This window comes from Leptospiraceae bacterium (assembly GCA_025059995.1).
In the GTDB taxonomy this organism is placed as follows: Bacteria; Spirochaetota; Leptospiria; order Leptospirales; family Leptonemataceae; genus SKYB61.
The window spans coordinates 78,720-97,106 of sequence record JANXCF010000008.1 but is presented as its reverse complement, the minus strand read 5'-3'; the positions used below and the strand labels follow the sequence as shown (position 1 = coordinate 97,106).

14 protein-coding genes are annotated in these 18,387 nt (G+C 33.4%); 8 read left to right on the top strand and 6 right to left on the bottom strand.

Going from position 1 to position 18,387, the window contains the following annotated elements:
• The 5 genes from NZ853_10475 to NZ853_10455 form a co-directional block, all read left to right on the top strand.
• Positions 1-243, top strand: a 243-nt coding sequence (locus tag NZ853_10475; protein ID MCS7206110.1) for a GHMP kinase, incomplete at its 5' end; no start/stop codon positions are given.
• Positions 244-253: 10 nt separating this feature from the next.
• Positions 254-523 carry a hypothetical protein gene (locus NZ853_10470; protein MCS7206109.1) on the top strand — a complete coding sequence of 90 codons (270 nt, stop codon included), beginning with the start codon at positions 254-256 and terminating at the stop codon, positions 521-523.
• Positions 508-1,098, top strand: a complete 591-nt coding sequence (locus tag NZ853_10465) for a D-sedoheptulose 7-phosphate isomerase (GenBank protein MCS7206108.1) — start codon at positions 508-510, stop codon at positions 1,096-1,098. The genes NZ853_10470 and NZ853_10465 overlap by 16 nt, the downstream gene beginning before the upstream one ends.
• Positions 1,091-1,804 carry a nucleotidyltransferase family protein gene (locus NZ853_10460; GenBank protein MCS7206107.1) on the top strand — a complete coding sequence of 238 codons (714 nt, stop codon included), beginning with the start codon at positions 1,091-1,093 and terminating at the stop codon, positions 1,802-1,804. Before NZ853_10465 ends, NZ853_10460 begins: the two co-directional genes overlap by 8 nt.
• A gap of 116 nt (positions 1,805-1,920) precedes the next feature.
• A complete protein-coding gene (locus NZ853_10455) occupies positions 1,921-2,157 on the top strand; it encodes a hypothetical protein (GenBank protein ID MCS7206106.1) in 237 nt (78 codons plus the stop codon).
• Between the two features lie 87 nt (positions 2,158-2,244).
• On the opposite strand, the gene recD is transcribed toward NZ853_10455, so the two are convergent.
• The 5 genes from recD to flgB all read right to left on the bottom strand — a co-directional run bounded on the left by recD (position 2,245) and on the right by flgB (position 11,964).
• On the bottom strand, positions 2,245-4,209 hold the full coding sequence (gene recD, locus NZ853_10450) for an exodeoxyribonuclease V subunit alpha (GenBank protein MCS7206105.1): 1,965 nt from the start codon (positions 4,207-4,209) through the stop codon (positions 2,245-2,247).
• 12 nt (positions 4,210-4,221) lie between these two features.
• On the bottom strand, positions 4,222-7,470 hold the full coding sequence (locus tag NZ853_10445; protein MCS7206104.1) for a UvrD-helicase domain-containing protein: 3,249 nt from the start codon (positions 7,468-7,470) through the stop codon (positions 4,222-4,224).
• Complete coding sequence (locus NZ853_10440) at positions 7,466-10,951, bottom strand: exodeoxyribonuclease V subunit gamma (GenBank protein ID MCS7206103.1); 3,486 nt, start codon at positions 10,949-10,951, stop codon at positions 7,466-7,468. The genes NZ853_10445 and NZ853_10440 overlap by 5 nt, the downstream gene beginning before the upstream one ends.
• 108 nt (positions 10,952-11,059) lie before the next feature.
• On the bottom strand, positions 11,060-11,527 hold the full coding sequence (gene flgC / locus NZ853_10435; protein ID MCS7206102.1) for a flagellar basal body rod protein FlgC: 468 nt from the start codon (positions 11,525-11,527) through the stop codon (positions 11,060-11,062).
• A 23-nt stretch (positions 11,528-11,550) separates the two neighbouring features.
• Positions 11,551-11,964, bottom strand: a complete 414-nt coding sequence (gene flgB, locus NZ853_10430; GenBank protein ID MCS7206101.1) for a flagellar basal body rod protein FlgB — start codon at positions 11,962-11,964, stop codon at positions 11,551-11,553.
• 64 nt (positions 11,965-12,028) lie between these two features.
• Between flgB and NZ853_10425 the strand changes: the two genes are divergently transcribed.
• Genes NZ853_10425 through NZ853_10415 form a run of 3 tightly spaced genes read left to right on the top strand, consistent with a single transcriptional unit; the run spans position 12,029 to position 13,875 of the window.
• The gene (locus NZ853_10425) at positions 12,029-12,520 is read left to right on the top strand and encodes a hypothetical protein (protein ID MCS7206100.1); all 492 of its coding nucleotides are present in this window, start codon (positions 12,029-12,031) and stop codon (positions 12,518-12,520) included.
• Positions 12,513-12,914, top strand: coding sequence for a hypothetical protein (locus NZ853_10420; protein MCS7206099.1), 402 nt, complete (start codon positions 12,513-12,515; stop codon positions 12,912-12,914). The genes NZ853_10425 and NZ853_10420 overlap by 8 nt, the downstream gene beginning before the upstream one ends.
• Positions 12,907-13,875 (top strand): hypothetical protein, encoded by a 969-nt coding sequence (locus NZ853_10415; GenBank protein MCS7206098.1) that lies wholly within the window; start codon positions 12,907-12,909, stop codon positions 13,873-13,875. Before NZ853_10420 ends, NZ853_10415 begins: the two co-directional genes overlap by 8 nt.
• Here NZ853_10415 and glgX read toward each other — a convergent pair.
• The gene (glgX, locus tag NZ853_10410; protein ID MCS7206097.1) at positions 13,835-18,229 is read right to left on the bottom strand and encodes a glycogen debranching protein GlgX; all 4,395 of its coding nucleotides are present in this window, start codon (positions 18,227-18,229) and stop codon (positions 13,835-13,837) included. The two genes, NZ853_10415 and glgX, sit on opposite strands and share 41 nt — an antisense overlap.
• Positions 18,230-18,387: the final 158 nt, after the last annotated feature.

Here is an 18,387-nt window from a genome sequence, read left to right as displayed (position 1 = left end):
AACTTTATGGAGTTTTACGATAATGATAGAGTAATAGTGAATCCATTGAGAATAAGACAAGATATAATAAATGAGCTTCAGTTTAATATACTCCTCTATTATACAGGGACAAGTAGGCTGTCTTCAAAAATTATAGAAGCTCAGATGGAGAGCGTAAAAGCGAAGAAGGAAGAATCCGTAGAAGCCATGCACAAGCTAAAAGAGCAAGCCTTTCTTATGAAGGAAGCTATCCTTAAGGGATAGGCTAACCGAAGTGGGAGAGATACTTGACTACGGCTGGCAATATAAGAAACAGATGGCAGAAGGCATCACCAATCCTGTGATAGAAGAAATCTATGAAGCTGCCAAAAAATCTGGGGCTACAGGGGGCAAGATTACGGGAGCTGGTGGTGGAGGGTTTTTAATGCTTTACTGCCCCAATACTACTCGCTACAAGGTCATAGAGACACTATTGAAGTTTGGGGGAGAATTCCGAAGGTTTCAGTTCACACAATATGGAGCAGAGTCATGGAGAAGTCAATAGATTATGTTCGTAAGAGAATCAAAAATTCCCTATCTGTCAAAGAAGAAATCTATCAGGACGAAAAAATTTTGCACACTATTTGGGAGGTTTCTCAAGCCATCGTGGGATGCTTTAAACAAGGTGGCAAGGTGCTTTTATGTGGCAATGGTGGATCAGCGGCGGACGCTCAACACATAGCCGCGGAGCTATCAGGTCGGTTTTACTTAGATCGAGAACCTTTGTTTGCCGAAGCTCTGCATGTAAACACATCTTATCTGACGGCTGTTGCTAATGACTATTCCTTCGAAGAAGTTTATTCAAGACTCGTAAAAGCCAAGGGGAAAACAGGAGACGTTTTGATTGGGATTTCAACGAGTGGAAACTCCAAAAACGTCATCAACGCCATTCAAACAGCCAACGAATTGGGAATGATTACCATAGGACTCACTGGCAGAACTGGTGGCAAAATGGCTAACCTTTGCAAATATGTCCTCAAAGTTCCTTCGGAGGATACCCCCACAATCCAAGAAGCTCACATCATGATCGGGCATATTGTGTGTGATTTAGTAGAAAAAGCTTTGTTTCAAAATGACTGACCAAGCTCTTATCCTTGCTGGAGGGTTTGGCACTCGCCTGAGGAGTGTTGTCAAAGATTTACCCAAACCCATGGCACCCATTCAAGGCAAACCTTTTCTGGAGTATTTGCTTACTTATTTAGAGACTAATGGCATACGAAAAGTCATCCTTTCTGTGGGGTATCTAAAAGAAAAAATCATGGAGCATTTTGGTTCGCGTTTTTTGGGAATGGAGATCGTTTATTCACCAGAGGATCAGCCCTTGGGAACAGGAGGAGCCCTTAAACAAGCACTGAATTTACTGGAACAGGAGTTCTTTCTTTTGAATGGCGATACCTTCTTTGCTGTGAATCTGAAAGACATGTTCGAATTCCACAAAAAAAAACAATCCCACTTTACCATTGCTCTAAAGCAGATTGATGATTGCAAAAGGTATGGTTCGGTTCTACTCGATGATGACGGTCGCATCGTCCAATTCATCGAAAAACGTGAGGGAATAGAATGCCTCATCAATGGCGGGGTTTATCTTTTGTCGAGAGCATTAGTGGAGTCCATTTCGTTAAAAGCCCCCTTCTCGCTAGAACGTGACTTCCTCGAAAAAACCTACAAAGAAAAGAAATTTTATGGTTTTGTCTCTGACGGGTATTTTATCGATATTGGCATTCCAGAAGATTATCAACGAGCCGATAGAGAATTAGCCTCCCTCTTCGAGACAAAACCAAAATAAAGAATGAGCATTCCCATCACTTGAGTGGAAACCTCGAGTCATAGATGAGATTCGAACCTCCAATCACTATTTACTAAATTAGAATTTTTAATGCTTACCATCCATTCGGAGTATCTTTGAGAAAACGAAAGAATTTGGTAAATCAAGCATCTTCTCATGAACAAAACCAATTTCGTTGGCATATGGGGTCAGTAAAGATGTTCATCATAATCTTGTGGGGTTGCATTTGGTCCTTCTTGTTAGTGGTTTTTCTGGCAAAGAGAACCAGAACGATCCTGTTTTCGTTCCATAAAGACATGATGAAGTATATGCTTAATCCAAGAGTAGCTAATCCAATCTCTCCTGTGGTATAGTTGAATGTTTTATGGAATTTAGAAACCTTTACGAATGCAAACCCAGTAGGAGCTCAATTTTTTGTTCTTTTTAAAAAAGACTACATTCTAAATCTCATCCTCCCACAAGTCGATTCCAGTGATACGTTCGTTCGATTGCTTCAGAACAAATTCTAAAGTTTCTTTTTTGCTAATGATATAGAGTCTGTTTTTTGCTCTTGTGATGGCAGTATAAATGATTTTTCTATCCATCAGAGAAGCCAAGTTCTTGCTTTTTTCATCGATATCTGGAAGAATCAATAACACTTCTTCGTATTCGCTTCCTTGACTTTTATGGATGGTCATCGCAAAAGAAATTTCATACTCATTCAAAGAAAGCAAAGAATAAAACAAAAACTCTCCCTTCCGTTCAAAGCAGGCATAGAAGTTTTTCTTCTTATCTTGCAAAATGATTCCAATGTCTCCATTGAATAGTTGATTAAAGTAATCATTTGAGGTAATCAGAATAGGAAAGCCTGGTTTTAAATTCTCCAAGTTAAATACTTTTTCAATGATATATTGTCGAATTGCTTGGGTTCCGAGTTCTCCCACCTTCGTAGGAACTAAGATTTTGTTTTTTTGGATTTCATCATATACTTTTCTGATTTCACTTTGATTTACTTTCCACTCTTCCTTTTCTTTGTTTTGAATATTTTGTAATTCTTCCTGAAGTTTTTGATATTTGTTGTTAACAAATGCTTCAATCACACTAAAGACTTCTTCTTTATTCTCTGGTTCCATCCAAAGAATGGAAGAGCTGACATTTTCGGGATTTTTTATGGCATTTTTGATTTCTTGATGTTTGACTTTAAAGCGATTTAATTTTTCTTCGAAATGTTGTTTATTTCCTTCAATCACATAGTCTGCTATTTCTTTGATGTCTGGTTTGCTACGATATGATTTTTTTAGTTCCACGAAAAAGGGAAGAGAACTTTTTCCTTGGTAGTTCTCTAAATTTTTGTAGAAATCCGTCTTGCCTGAGCTCATAAAGTTTAGTTTTTGTATGTCCTTTTTAAAGATTTGATCAAAAAATTTTGACTTATCTTTTCCTTTGTAGATCAAATCTTCTAAGACATTGCCTTCTAAAACCGATGGAAGTTGATTTTTATCCCCCAAAAAAATGATTTTAAAATTTTCTTCAGGGAGTGCCAAGAAGAGCTTCTCAATCAAGAAAATATCAATCATTGAAGCCTCATCCACAAGCACAAAACGATAAGGCAGCCGATTTTTTGAATGATACTGGAATTCGTTTTTTTTGGGATAAAACTTCAACAACCGATGAATCGTAAATTGCTGGATTAACTCAATATTAGAACTCTCATTTATAAATATGCTTTTTAGGTTTTCATCAATACTTTCCTTTAGTCGGGAAGATGCTCTACCCGTTGGAGCTGCGATGGCAATCTGATGTGGTTCATAACCCAACTTTAAGTGTAGCCCGATGATATGAGAAGCAATAAAAGTTTTGCCCGTTCCAGGACCACCTGAAATTACCAAAAAATCCTGATACACGCTCAGAAGGATTGCCAAAAGTTGTATCTCATCCGGTTTTCCTTGTGTTGAGTGAAATAGCTGTGTTGAGTCAAATAGCTGAGAGAAATAGCCATTGATAATCTCGATTTGATTTTGATCTAACTTTTTAGGCTTTTTTTGTTTTATTTTGCTTATTCGTTTTTTTAGGGTTTGAAGGGCATCAAAATGCTTCTTGAAAAACAAATAGTTATTATGAATGTGAAATAGATTTTTGAAATTATCTTTGTTTATGTAATTTTTAAACACTTCATAGTCATTCTTTAGACTCAGAGGATGATCTTTAGATAATTCCAATTCTTTGAAAGCTTCATTATAGTCAGACTTAAGAGAAATACTCAGATTTCCTTTTTCTAAGGACCAAAGCAAATAGAAGACAAGGTTTTCTATGCTTTCTTTATCTTTTTCAGAAACATTTAAATATTCAATTATATCATCCCTAATGGACTCATATAATGTTATGTAGTTCAAAAAGAATCTTTTTTTTTCCAATGTGATTGTCATAAACACGCCTCATTATGAGGAAATATTAGTAAGTTCTTTTTTTATTTCATCGAAAGTGGGGAATTCCCGAAAGTAAATCCCCTTACTATCACTTTTATAGCCCCTTACGTAGAAATAAATGATTCCACCCGGTAGTTTCGCTGAAATATCTGTATGTTTTCCTAATTGATTTAGCCAAAGATATAACGCATAACTATAAAGTAAATATTGAGTTTTGTAATGATGATTGGTATACTCTTCTAAAGTATTTTTATTGTAGTTTGTCAGTAGAGTAGTTTTATAATCAAGTAGATAGAATTCTTGATTATGTTCAAAAAATAAAACGATATTCCCTGTGAGAAACGAATTAGGAAAGATTGGGTTGTCATTTTTGGAATTTATTTTTAGTGTTTGTATGTTTTGGATTAAGAATTCAATCTCTTTTTTGGTTTTTCTCATATCAATATCTTTCAGAGAAAAGTTTTTATTGGGAATAGGAATGGACACAATTTCATTCAAGAAATCATAAAAGAAATCATCGAAACCCTCATTCTTGGATATGCCGTAGAGTTCTAAATAATAATTGATTTTTCGCTCGTATTTGTCTTTGATATTATTTGGAGTTTGCCGAAAATCCGCAAAGTCTAGGATCTCCATGACTTTGTGAAAAAATATTCCTGTCTTGGATCCAGCTGGAAAATATGAGTCAAATATAGAAGTTGATGGAACAAGATTTTCTTCGGTAGAAAGAGATTCTTTATCGTAATCTTCTTGATCCATTTCAGCATTTTCTTTTGTCCCTTGTGTAAGGGATGTATAAGAATGAAGCATCCAACGAAAATCATGGAAGTTCAACATCTCTAGCTTTTGAAGCTTTTCCCATAACTGCTTTTGAAGCTTTTTCCATAATTTTGAGTCTTTATCATTATCAGAAGAATTTTCTTCTTCTTTTGAAGCAGAAGACACGTTTTCTTGTTCTTGTAAAATAGTAAGTTCAGTTTTTTTGACCTCAGTAGAAGTATAAAAGTTAAGCAAATCACTTTCATTAAAAAAGGTTTTGAAAAAATTCGAATCTTTTCTATATACGACATAACAATGGTCCTTTGCTCGTGTGATGGCAACATATAACAATCGAAGTTCTTCTAACTTGGATTCTAATCTTATTTTTGTTTTTGTGTCCTCAGGTTTGTCATTTTTTTCTGAGGAAGTTTTATTTTCATGAAAGAAGCATATATTCCATTGGTTCTGTGTTGTATCATAGTATCTGTAGTTATTATGATCCCCTGCACTAGGTTCTTTATCATCATACCAGCCGCTAACAAAAACAATTGGGAATTCCAGTCCTTTAGATTTATGAATTGTCATCATATGGATTCGTTTGTCATCAGATTCTACTCGTAGAATTTCCTCTTGGTTCTGGGATTTTAACTTCAAAAATTGTTGATATAATTCAACAGGACCCAATTGATTGATTGTGGCTATATTTACTAAAATTTCTATCAAATGTTCAAAATTAGAAATTTTTCGTTCATAATCTGGCATTGCCAAGTATTTGTAGAATAACTTTGTATCTTCTAAGATCTTATAGAATAGCTTATACCAACTTTTTGCTTGAAGGATTTCTTTCCATTCTGCAATCCTCTCTTGTATAAAAGAATATTTTGTATCGATTTCTTCTATTTTTGCATAAGGAAGATCTAAAAAATAATAAACAAAAAATCGATTTCGAACTGAAGGTTTATCAGGAAAAGCCAAAAATTCTAAAAGAAATTCTACTGCTAAAGCTTCATTGGTTTTGAAAATTGATTCTTCAGAGTAATCAACAAAAGGAATTTCATTTAATAATAATTCTTGTTTTATTTGTATAGCATCATGATTTGAGCGATACAATATCGCAATCTCGGAAAAGGAATAACCACAACTTACAAGGGATTTAACTTTTTTTACAATAAATTTTGCAAAACTATTTCTTGCTTCATCAGCTTTTTCATTTTTATTTTCCCCTACAAAGTTTAGAGGATTTTCTTTACAATTTCGCTTTTTTTGGTGATTTTCGTTTTTTTCTCCTTTTTGGGTTTCATGGGAATGAAAAATTTGTTCTATTATTTCTTCTGTTTGTTGTTTTTGATCTACTTTTGCTTTAGGGTCTGGTTTTTTTTTGATTGCACCGAATAATTTATTAGTGCTTTCGATAAATTCTTCTGTAGAACGAAAGTTTTTGTTTAACTGATAGTATTTGGCATTGTTATTTCTAAATACTTCTTTTGCCTTCAAGTAAGTGTAGATGTCTCCACCCCGAAATCCATAAATCGCTTGTTTGGGATCTCCTACAACCACTAAGAGATTTCCTTTTTTTTCGAGAAATATCGTTTTAAATATTTCCCATTGCCTTGGATTAGTATCTTGAAATTCATCGATAATACCGATTTGATAAGTATTTTGTAAAGACTCTGTGAATTTCTGATTTTCTTTTAACGCCTCATAAACATTTATAATCAAATCATCAAAAGAAAAAACACCATGAAATCGTTTATATTCTTGTAGTTGCTCATAAAAATAGCGAAGTAATTTCACAATATTTTGGGTGTCTTCATTTTTCAATAGGTTGAATTTATTTTGGATCACATCTTCTGAGTCTATAGTTTCATCAAAATTAACAAAGTTCAATTTATAATTTACGAGGTTATGTTGAAAGGTAATGAATTTCTTTAGATAAGAATTGAGCTTTGATATTGGCAGCTTTTCAAAAATGCTTTTATCCAATCCAAGATTAGCAATTTTATTGTCAAAATCCAACAGAAATTCCAATAGAATTTTATTGATGATTGATTCATCTACTTCATTAGAATTTCCTTGAATTTCAGAAAATGAGGGAAGATTCAACTCAAAAGGATATTCCCGCAAAACACTTCGACAAAAACTATGAATAGTAGAAATATGGATTTGATCAAAATATCTCTGCATTTCTTCAAGTTTTTGTTTGATGTTCACTTTAAGATTTTGATAATTAATAAAATCAAAGTTTTCATTGGTAATACCCTTTTGGATTAGTTCGCGAAGACGATTCTGCATTTCTTGAGTTGCTTTAGTGGTAAAAGTAACTAAAAGGATTTTTCGAAAATCAACATTCTTTTCCAGAACATATCGTAAAAACAATCTGAGTATAGTGTAGGTCTTACCTGTTCCCGCAGAAGCTTCAATCCAAAGGTGATTGTTTAAATCCAAATTTTTTAAATCATCAACAACTTGTAGTTGAAATGTATGATTACTTAATACTTTAATTTTGAGCCTCCTGTGTTTTGTTTAGTTTTAATAAGTAAACTTCTTCAAAAAATAATTTCAACAAAGGAAATTTTTCAAGTTCCCATAGATCTTCAAAAACCTTTAGATTTAATTCTAATGGAGTGAAATAATCATTATTCTCTTCGTCATTATACTCATAGATTTCGAACAACTGCCGTTTATCTTGGATGAAACTTTCTAATTGAGATTCTGAAAACTGCTTTTCAATAATTTGTTGGAAACAGTTGTTGTGTTGTATCTTCTTATTCTTAGAAATATTAACTTCTATAAGTTTGCAATCAAAGGTTATGTTCTTTGTATTTGTTATCAAATTCAAAAAGTTTAGAAAAAACCTTTCAGAGTCGAAAAAGATTGAATCTTTATAAGTGCTTGTGAGAAACTTGAACATATAAATTTCTTTCACTACATAATTTGGGTCAGTAATCACAATAATATCAGTGTTCATAGAACCTTCAAAAAGATACTTTGTGTTATTTATTTTTATTTCCAAAGTGGGGAATTCTAAAACCATACTATCTGGAGATAATTTCAATTCAGAGATTTCAGAAACATGAGGATTGACATAGATTTTATTTACGTAATACTTATTGTTTGTATTCTTTAGAAAAGCTAAAACATTTTCCGAAGTGCTGCTTGCTTGACTTTTGGACTTCCTGCTTTGATTTTCATTAGAAGATATTAGGTTTTTTATATCCTCTTTTACAGAATTCATCGCTACTTGATCAAACGAAACAGGTAGAAACCCTTTTTTATGGAAGTCAGAAAAAATAAAATCGATGATTGAATCTAAATCGCTATTTGTTAAGATAAATTCCATTATAACTTTTTTTATTATGTCTATTTTGATTTTTTTATTTAGTTCAAATTCATATATGGCATTTTCGTCAATTTCTTCGTCCTCTTGCTTACGAAGTAGTTCATATTTCTCGAGGTGATACTTCATTGGGATTTTAAGAAATTCAAATAACTTGTTAATATTGATGATATTCTTTTGGTTTTGTTCTTGAAAGGTGATTGGTTTAAAATCAGCGAATTTTTTACTTTTATAGATTTCTTCGATTTTTTTTGAGTTTTCATCTATTTCTGCTAAGTATTTTATCTTTTTGAGTTCATTCCAAATGGGACTCTTACTTAGCTTATCTAAGCTATTTCTTTCCCTTGCGAGAATGCTTGTGAAGAATTCAAATCTGTGATTGATGATATTATTTTCTTTTAGTTTGATTCCATGACTTATAATTTTGATATATGGAGATGGTTTAATTTTATTCAAGAATTCTTTAAAATCCGCAATGATATAAGAAGGAAATCTCTCTTTTTTTTCTTGTAGGTTATAGTTTACATAAGACAAAATCAGAGCTTCTCTCGAAGACTGAAGGGTTTCATAAAACAATACAAGATTTTGTTTTGATTTGCTTAAAATATTTTCTTTCAAAATAGAATTGAAGTAGTTTTCTTCATCCAAGAGTTCTTCTATAAGATCAAAAGAAGCACGAAAATCTTTACCGGGAAAGTTTTCTTGATTCAGACCCAAAATATAGATTCTTTTAAATGGTATAGGACGAGAAGGCAACAAAGACGAAATGGTTATTCCTTGAAAAAGGTATTCATTGATTTTACCATTTATTCGACTAAAAGCTATTTTGAAGTATGATTTCAAAAAGTTTGATTTTGGCTGAATCTTGGTTGCCTTCAAATAATAGAGTTTTTTTCTAAATTCCGAATAAGCCTTCTTTTCTAAGCTATAAATATCATCAAAGTAATGAACATTCAAGTGCTTTAAAATCAAATCATCGAATTCTTGATAAAACGAATTTTCTTCTTTTTCGTGAATCTTTTTTGCAAGTTTTTCAACATCTTCAAAAAACTGTATCAAGACATGAAGTTTTTCTAGGTTTTCTAATTTCGCCTCAGAATCCCAGTAAGGAATCACATGGAACTCTGATAAATTAGACGAACTGTTATTTTGGATTGATAATTCATGATTAGTAAACTTTCCTATTCGAAGACGTTTTAAAGCAAGACTCCAACTGTGATAAGGTTCATTGGAATCTTCAAAGTAAATCCCTAAATTATTAATCCAAGAGTAGAAAACCAAAATATCTTCATACGTAAAATGATGATTTTTCTGAAATATTGGGTTTTCCAAAAGCTTAACTACTTGTTCTCGAGATAAATAAGTTTTATTTTGCGAATAACTATCAATGATGTCCAAGATTGCCAAAACTCCCTTAGCAAAATAACTTATCTCCATTAGTTTTGGATCTTGTATATTGTATGGAATATCAAGATACTCTAATAACCCCTTTAGGATTGGATAATACTCTTCTAAAACAGGAGATAAAATAGCAACGTCATTTAACTTAAAATCTTTGTTTTTTTCTAATACTTGTTTTTGGATGTCTTCGATTACGGCTTTGATTTCGATTTTTTTGTCGGGTGCTCCAATAATTTGAATGCTTGGGTCTTTTTCTTCGAAATCATTGAAAGTGGTGTTTTTTAAGGTGTTTTCAATTCCTTGTTCTATAAATTCTTCTTGGATTTTGTTCAAAAGGGTTTTCTTTTGAGGTGATTGAGACGATTCTTCAGATTCTTTTAAAAACTCTTCTTCTTCTGCATAGTGTTTCAAGAGTTGAATGGTATAGTATGAAATCCTTTGTGGTATATCACTAAATAATACTTGATGAGTTTTTTCTGAAGCTTCTGTTGTTTGGGGTTTATACAAGATGACTTGATAGTGATAAATATCAAAATATTTTTTGAGAACTCCCATCGATCTGGCGTAAAAATAATTCGTGTTTTGAATCCCAAAGGCAAAAATGCTTTTTTTCTCTTTCGATTCTTGAGAGCTGACCCGGTTTTCTAATTCCTCAATCACATCAAAAAGAAACAGGCGATTTTCGTTTTTGATTTTCTCTCGGATTTGTTGATAAATCCATTTTTGTTCTTTGAAGTAGGATTTTTTGCTTTCTGGAATGTTTGGAGTTTCGTTGTTATTTTCTTTGAAGTATTTTATCAGATCAGGGTTGTGGTAATGATAGCGATAAAAAATATCAGCAAGGTAATAACTCAAATCATAGATATTTCCTGGATAATCCTTGTGATGCTCTGCAAAGGTTTTAAAGTATTCCAATTTGTCTGGATTTTCTTCAATGATTTGATAAATCAAAAGAGATAAAAAATCAGGTTCGATTCTTTGGAGGTCCTTATTGGGGAGCAGATCATTTGCTTGAAGGATTTGCCATACCCCTTCCTCGAACGGAAAAAAAGAAAAGTTCATGCAGATATTGGTTTCTTCGGCTATTTTTTGACGTAGCCAATATTCAACATTTCTATTCGGAACCAAAACTACGTAAGGTTCATAAATTGCTACATCGTCTTTCTTTTCTTGTGTCTTTTTCAAATCCTTTAAAAATTGTTCAAATAAAACTTCTATTTTGTTTGCTGTATAAATTTTTAGCATGATTATCCCATTTATATAATAAGGCTTTTAAACACTAAATTGTTTCAGAAAGTAGAAAAAAAGTAAAAAAGAAGTAAAGAAAAATTTTTTTTTAAGGGTGGGGAAAAATTAGGCGGTAGTTCGTCCTATTTCTAAGGCTTTTTGGAACATTTGTTTGGCGGTTTGAACGACTTGAGCGTTTGCTTCGTAGGAACGGGATGCGGAAATCATATCGGTGATTTCTTCAACGATATTTACATTGGGATATTCTACATAGCCTTTCTTGGGACCAAATTTAATGGCATCAGGGTGATCAGGATCGTAAACGAGCCGAAAAGGGCGGGTATCTTCTTGTATCCTCAAAACCCTTACCCCTCTTCCGAGGCCAGTGTCAAGTCCTTGTGGAAAAATAGGAGATCTCCAATTGCTCCGAAGGTTGATGGGAGTCATTACGACTTCTTTTCGCCGATAAGGACCATCACCCTGAGCATTTCTTGTGGTGTTGATATTAGCGATATTGTTGGCAATCACGTCAAGTCGAAGTCTTTGTGCACTCAATCCCGTTGCAGCAATATTCATGGTTGTAAACATTCCCATGAGTCTTCTCCTTAGGTTTTATTTTATGCTAAACGTATGAATTGATTCCATTCGTTGAATTTTCCCGAAATCCTATCAGCAATAAGGCTATAATGGAGCTGTGTTCGTGTGAGTTTCATGACTTCATCTTCGATATCCACATTGTTTCCATCGTTCCTCATCGTAGACAAATAGTCAATATAAACTCTTGGTTCAATCTTTCGCCAATCAGGGGGAGTCCTTTTTGCGATGTGTTCGGGATGAATGGTTCGCAGGGGAGGTTCTTGTTCAATCTGTTTTTGTTTTTCGATTGCTCGCTTTAAAGGAACCTCGAAAGCAACCTCAGATCGCTTAAATCCAGGAACATCCACGTTAGCAATATTATTGGCTGTTACTTGAAGCCTTATGACATTTGTTTTGAGAGCTTTCTCCATCAGATGAATGGTATCCCACCTCATGCTCATAAAATCGACCAGATAAAAAAAAGATTGATTGATTTTTCCCTTTTTTCAGGTTGAAGGAATGAATAAACTATGGATATACGGTTGGATCTTGTTAATAGGCAGTTGTCAAACATTACCTCAAAAAAAACAAAATATCGTAGAATTTTATGGTGAGTGGCAGATCGACTACGAACAAACCATTCAAGAGCTCATGGAGTCTCACTCTTTGGATAAAGAACTCCACGAAGACTTATACAAAAACCTGCTTCAACAAATCCGAGAAGAATACTCTGATGCAAGTTTAAAACTCCGAAAACAAGAACAACAAAATCAATGGGAATTTACTTACACCGTCACAAAAAACTCACAACCCCAAAAAAATACGCAAAAAGGAACATTCACCTATATTCCCATCAGTGAAACCAAATACACATTAGAACTAACGAGTGAAGAAAAAGAAAAAGAGATCCTACAAATCGAAATCCTACAAAAGGACCTTTTAAAAATCACTTTACAAAATCCTCAACCACATTTACGTTATGTTCTTTATTTAAAAAGAAAATATGATTAAGTTTTTTTTGTTTTTTTTGATAATATTTCTCTTGTCATGCTTAACCCCTAAGGTATATCGAAATTTCCGTGAATATCGACCACCCGAAGAGATAGCCGTCGTGGAGTTCGAGGGTTATCTTCTAAAACTCCAACAAGAAGATCAGTATTCCGATTTTTTGTTTCTCTTAGAAGGAAAGTATCTGATTGAGTTTATGGATCGAAAAAATTTCTTCAAGGGTGCTGCTTTGTGCGAATTAAAGAAAAACCACTACTACACTATTCAAATTGTAGAAAAAATCGATTTTGAAAAATACCAAAAAAGTGTTTACCGAGGGATTTGTAAGCCCATTCCTCGAAGAAAAGAATTTTTATTTAGTAAAGAATTTTTCGAAAAGTCCATTTCCAATGAGTAACTTCACAAAATGGCTCATAGCTATTATAAGTTTTTTTCTTTTATTAGTTTTGATTCTTGAGGTTTTTCTTAGCACAAAAGAAGTTATACAGGAAAAAAATTACCGAAAGCTCCATTGTTTTTATGAGGATTTTCTTTTTTTGTGTCCGAACCAAGAGTTTGTTTTTATAAGAAAAGATCAAGCTTCATGGAAAATCACAACAAATACCTTTGGGGAAAGAATCACTCCACGAACAAAAACCAAAGAGGAATATCCCGAAGAAATCTGGTTCATAGGAGACTCCATTTCTTATGGATATCTGGTCAATGATGAAGAAACAACACCTTATCTTTTAGATCAAAATCAAAAAATACCTGTAAGAAATTTGGGGGTAGATTCTCTTGGAACTTTAGGGATTTTGGCTCGTTTGGAAAAGGCATTAAAAGATCACCAACAAACCATTGTTCATTCGTTGTTTTGGATTTATAATTCTTCGGATTTTGATGATGATGTTTGGTTTCAACATAGACAGTCTCAAGTTTTCAAAAAAAAGTTGTATTTCCTTCATTATGAATTAAGCAAAAGAAGTTCAATTTATACGTTTCTTTTGATGAAACGAAAAACTACGTTTAACGTCATCCCAGAGGTCAATGTAAACCCAGAGATTTTAGATTTTGCTCACATCACGTTTCAAAATATCTCTTCGTTTGTTGCTTGGATTTCTACTCAGTCTCGAATCAAAGAGTTTTTTGTAATCATCTACCCGGGTATGAATGTCCAAACCCGAACTGCAGATGTAGAATCTCCTATCACGAAAAATGTAGTGGCTTTTTTACAAAATCAAGGTGTAAAGATCATAGATTTGCGAGATGAATTCGCAAAATCACGGGAATTTCCTTACTTTGAGTTTGATGGTCATCCCAGTTCAGTTGGCTACCAAATCATTTCGAGAAGCGTAATCTCATTTTTAAAGAATCAATGATTGCTAAGAAATAAGGACTTTTTTCTATTTCTTCAATTGGGATTGAGTTTCTCATTCTCCAGTTAGGATACTCATTTGTAGTGCCCGGGAAGTTGGGCTGATCACTTTCTCCTAAAAGATCATAAATAGAAACCAGTAAGATTTTCGATGGAGCTTCAGCCAAAAGTTTATGGAAGTAATATGCAATCTTGGGATCGTAGATGCTATCTTCAGTTAGAGGTGTGTCGTCTTTGAAATACCCCTTTTGTTTGAGTAGTTCAATCATCTTTAGTTTCTCTTGATTTCTTTTTTCTAAGAGATTTAGAAGTTCTTCTTGGGTGATTTTCTTCATTCGATGGAGCTCTTCGATGTCCTTACCCATCCAAAATCCTGCTAAAGTGGGAAGGTCATGAGTATTGATGGTAGCAACGCTTTGTAGTGGGTATTTTTGAGGATCAAGATAGGCTTCTTGGGTTTTTTCAAAGTAAAATACCTTCCAGCTGAGAATTTTCTTTTGAGCCATGATGTCTTTTACTTCTTGAGGAACAGTTCCCAAATCCTCACCAATTATGAGGGATTGATGCAATTGGCTTTCCAAAGACAGGATTTTGAATAAATCCTGATCAGGATAACGAACATAAGTAGAGGTTTGTTGACTTCCTTCTTTCACAATCCAGAACAAACGGTAAAACCACATAATGTGATCAATCCTAAGAAGTGTGTTTTGGAACAGATTTCTTTGTAAAAGCTTGATGAAAGGTTCATAGCCAATCTTTTTTAATGTGCATGGGTTGAAGACCGCCAAGCCCCAATCCTGACCTTTCGAAGAAAAAGGATCAGGAGGTGCGCCAGCCCTTGCATTCCTCGAAAATACAAACGGATATATTTCTTCCCAGTAGAAATATTCAACTTGTTCTGGAGCACATCCTACGGCTAAATCTAAATAAAGATAGACTCCTTCTTGTTGGATTTCTTCTTTTATTTTCAGAAACTGCTTTTCTGCTAAGTAAAACAAATATTGATAAAAATCTAATTTTTCTCGGTATTCTCTTAAAAATTGATTTTGAATTTCAGAATTTTGTTTGAAGATGTGATTTGGTAATTGGATATTTTTATAAATTTCTTTAACCAACTCAAACAAAGCATGATAAAACAATAATTGATTTTCGTTTTTATATTCTTCGAATTCTTCTCTTCTTTGTTCGAATTTAGGATTTTTTTGAAATTCTTTGTAGGCTTCCCACAAGATTTCTTTTTTGATGTTGTATATTAATTCATAGTTGATGATTTTTTGCTTTTTTTCGCTCTCGATTTTGGGAAGAAATTCTTTCCATTTTTTTAGTGCATTTTGAGATGTATGAAATTCTTCCAATTGAAATATATCAATATAAATAGGATGAATTGCTAATCGACTGGCGGGATAATATGGACTTACATTTTCAGAAGAGATGGAAAAGTAATGCAAGGGTGACAAACCGATCAGATTAAAGTTGTATTTTTTTATTATTAATGCAAGTTTTTTCAAATCTCCAAAATCTCCAATTCCTAAATTGGATTGGCTTCTTAATGCATACAATTGAATCCAAACTCCAGTATAGATTTTATTATCATAGTAGCATTCATCAGGAGTAATGATTAAACTTCCCTTCGTGTAGATTTCTTTGTTGTTGAGAATTAAAATTTCGTAATATCCAATTTTGAGTTTCTCGGATATATGGATTTTGGTTTTTACCATTTTGAGTTTTTTAAATCGTGTAAAGTAGATAGTATGAGTTTCGATGATAGGAAAATTTTTATATTCTTTTTGATACACCAATTGTTTGTCTTGATAGATTTGGATTTCAAATTCTTTGAAAATCTCGAGAATAGAAATCTCTAAGGTAATTTCTTCATTCACAGTAAAAACATAAGAAGATGTAATCCCTTTAAACCATAGATCATTTATATAGTTTTCGTAAACTGACTCCAACGAAGATAAATCTTTTACAGGTAAATGTAGGGAACGAAAGACCATAAAGATTTCATGATAAGATAGTTCGAATTTTCTTCCCAAAAGATCATAATAAGTTCTAATAACTCCTGTTGAATCCATGAGTTTTTCTAATAAGCTTAAACGATAGTTCCTTCGGACATGAGCTTCTTTCCAGTTCTTGTCGGCTTTTAGGATTTTAATGGAATGTTCTGGGATTTCGATTTCGTCGTTTGGTAAATAAATACGACCATCAGAATATAAAATTTGTAGGCTTTCGTAGAAATTTTTTACAGATATACTTTCATTGGCAAAATACTTCTCTACTTCGATATTGAATTTATCCAAAAAAGGCTCTTCAGTAGAAACAAATAAGTGCTTATTGGTATCAAAAATCAATGTCCATCGAGTAGGGATGATTTCAGGTATCTTGAAGTTGATTCTTTGATTGCTAAAATTAAAAATCACAAAAAGTGTATCTCCTTGCAAAGAAGTATAGAATTCAAAACGCTCACCAAATTCAGCTGGTAAAATCATTCCCAGACATAATTGCTTTTCCCAGTCTTTAGATTCCATTTCTCTTCCATCTGGATGAATCCAATAGATGTCTTTTACATCCATGATTTTCTTTTCTTCACCTTCGAAAAATTCAATCCTTCGAAAAACTTCGTTCGATTTTCTCAGAGTGATTAAGAATTTTGTAGTGATATATAACTCTTGTGAGAATTCATTTTCTTCCCACGAAACATAGCTGATTTCGTTATCCTGGCAATAAGCGTTGTTATTTCCTTTTTGAGTTCGGTTGAGTTCATCCCCAGCTAAGAGCATGGGAACACCTTGGGATATAAACAGTGTTGTTAAAAAGAGCTTTTGTTTTTTTAATCGCAAGAGTTTGATTTTGTGATCATTTGTGTCTCCTTCCACACCGTAGTTTTTGCTGAAATTCTGATTAAACCCATCTTGGTTGTTTTCTCCGTTGGCTTCGTTATGTTTTTGATTGTAGCTTACTAAATCCCTTAAGGTAAATCCATCATGACATGTGATATAATTAATGCTCGAGTAAGTTTTTCGATCATCTTTTTTGTATAGATCACTCGAACCACAAATCCTTGTTGCAAAATCAGAGAGATTGGTTTCATATTCGTTGATGACTCTTCTTACGCTATCTCGGAATTTTCCGTTCCATTCCGTCCAACCTGGAGGGAAGTTCCCTAATTGGTATCCATCTTGTCCGAGATCCCAGGGTTCAGCGATCAATTTTGCTTTGGAAATGATTGGGTCTTGCTGTATTAACGCAAAAAAGCAGTTCAAACGATCTACATCGTGAAGTTCTCGCGCCAAAGCAGAAGCCAAGTCAAATCGGAATCCATCCACATGCATTTCCGTAATCCAATAGCGTAATGAATCCATGATTAACTGAAGAACCTGATGATTCTGATGATTCAGTGTGTTTCCACAACCTGTGAAGTCTAAATATTCATCCTTCTTGTCTTCATAAACCCTGTAGTATGATAAATTGTCGATACCCCGAAAAGATAAAGTAGGTCCTCTGTGGTCTCCTTCTGCAGTATGATTATACACTACATCAAGAATGACTTCAAAACCAGCTTGATGTAAAACCTTCACCATGGTTTTGAATTCGTTGATGGCATCTGTCATTCTTTTCCCATAAGCATAACGAGGATTGGGAGCAAAAAAAGCGATTGGATTGTATCCCCAATAGTTTACTAATCTTCTTTTGACTAAATGATATTCTGAAATAGAATGTTGGATGGGGAGGAATTCAATTGTAGTTACTCCTAAATCTTTTAAGTAATTAATAACGGGCTCAGTGGTAAATGCTAAATAGGTTCCTCGCAATTCTTCGGGAACTAAATGATGCAGTTTGGTATAACCTTTTAAATGAACTTCGTAAATAATTGTGTCTTTCCACGGAATTCGTAAAGGCTTGTCATCACCCCAACTAAAGGCAGGATCAATCACAGCTGCAAGTAAAGCTTTGTCTGCATTGTCTTGAGGATTTCTTTCATGAAATTTATTAGGAAGCTTATACCCAAAATGGACATCTGACCAAATTAGGTCTCGTCCAATTGCTAAAGCATAGGGATCAAGAAGTAATTTTGATGGATTAAAACGATGACCTTCTTTGGGGTTGTAAGGTCCGTAAACCCTGTATCCATAAAGTTGTCCTGGTAGAATGCCTTCGATATAACAATGCCAAATGTAATGGGTTCGGTATTTCAAAGGAATACAAACACTTTCTCTACGGGAATTCACATCATCGAAGAGACATAAATATACTCTTTCTGCATGTTTAGAATAAATAGCAAAGTTGACACCTGAACCGTCCCAATTAGCACCTAAAGGATAGGGTTTCCCCTCAGAAATTTTTATGTAGTTTCTCATAAAGATTCCCAAATTTAAAAGTAAACATGAATTTTTTGATTTGACTAATATTCAAAATGCAATTTTAAAGTCAATATAGTTAACTTCATTTGAAATTATATACTTATTTTTAAAAACAATTTTAAATGTTTATAATAATTTTTTACAATTTTGTTTAT

Excerpts from the sequence above, each read along its gene's own strand:
- flgB (MCS7206101.1), bottom strand. The coding sequence starts at position 11,964 with ATGAGGTGGGATACCATTCATCTGATGGAGAAAGCTCTCAAAACAAAT.
- NZ853_10415 (MCS7206098.1), top strand. The coding sequence starts at position 12,907 with ATGAGTAACTTCACAAAATGGCTCATAGCTATTATAAGTTTTTTTCTT.
- glgX (MCS7206097.1), bottom strand. The coding sequence starts at position 18,229 with ATGAGAAACTACATAAAAATTTCTGAGGGGAAACCCTATCCTTTAGGT.
- NZ853_10465 (MCS7206108.1), top strand. The coding sequence starts at position 508 with ATGGAGAAGTCAATAGATTATGTTCGTAAGAGAATCAAAAATTCCCTA.
- NZ853_10460 (MCS7206107.1), top strand. The coding sequence starts at position 1,091 with ATGACTGACCAAGCTCTTATCCTTGCTGGAGGGTTTGGCACTCGCCTG.
- flgC (MCS7206102.1), bottom strand. The coding sequence starts at position 11,527 with ATGGGAATGTTTACAACCATGAATATTGCTGCAACGGGATTGAGTGCA.
- NZ853_10420 (MCS7206099.1), top strand. The coding sequence starts at position 12,513 with ATGATTAAGTTTTTTTTGTTTTTTTTGATAATATTTCTCTTGTCATGC.
- NZ853_10440 (MCS7206103.1), bottom strand. The coding sequence starts at position 10,951 with ATGCTAAAAATTTATACAGCAAACAAAATAGAAGTTTTATTTGAACAA.
- NZ853_10425 (MCS7206100.1), top strand. The coding sequence starts at position 12,029 with ATGAATAAACTATGGATATACGGTTGGATCTTGTTAATAGGCAGTTGT.
- recD (MCS7206105.1), bottom strand. The coding sequence starts at position 4,209 with ATGACAATCACATTGGAAAAAAAAAGATTCTTTTTGAACTACATAACA.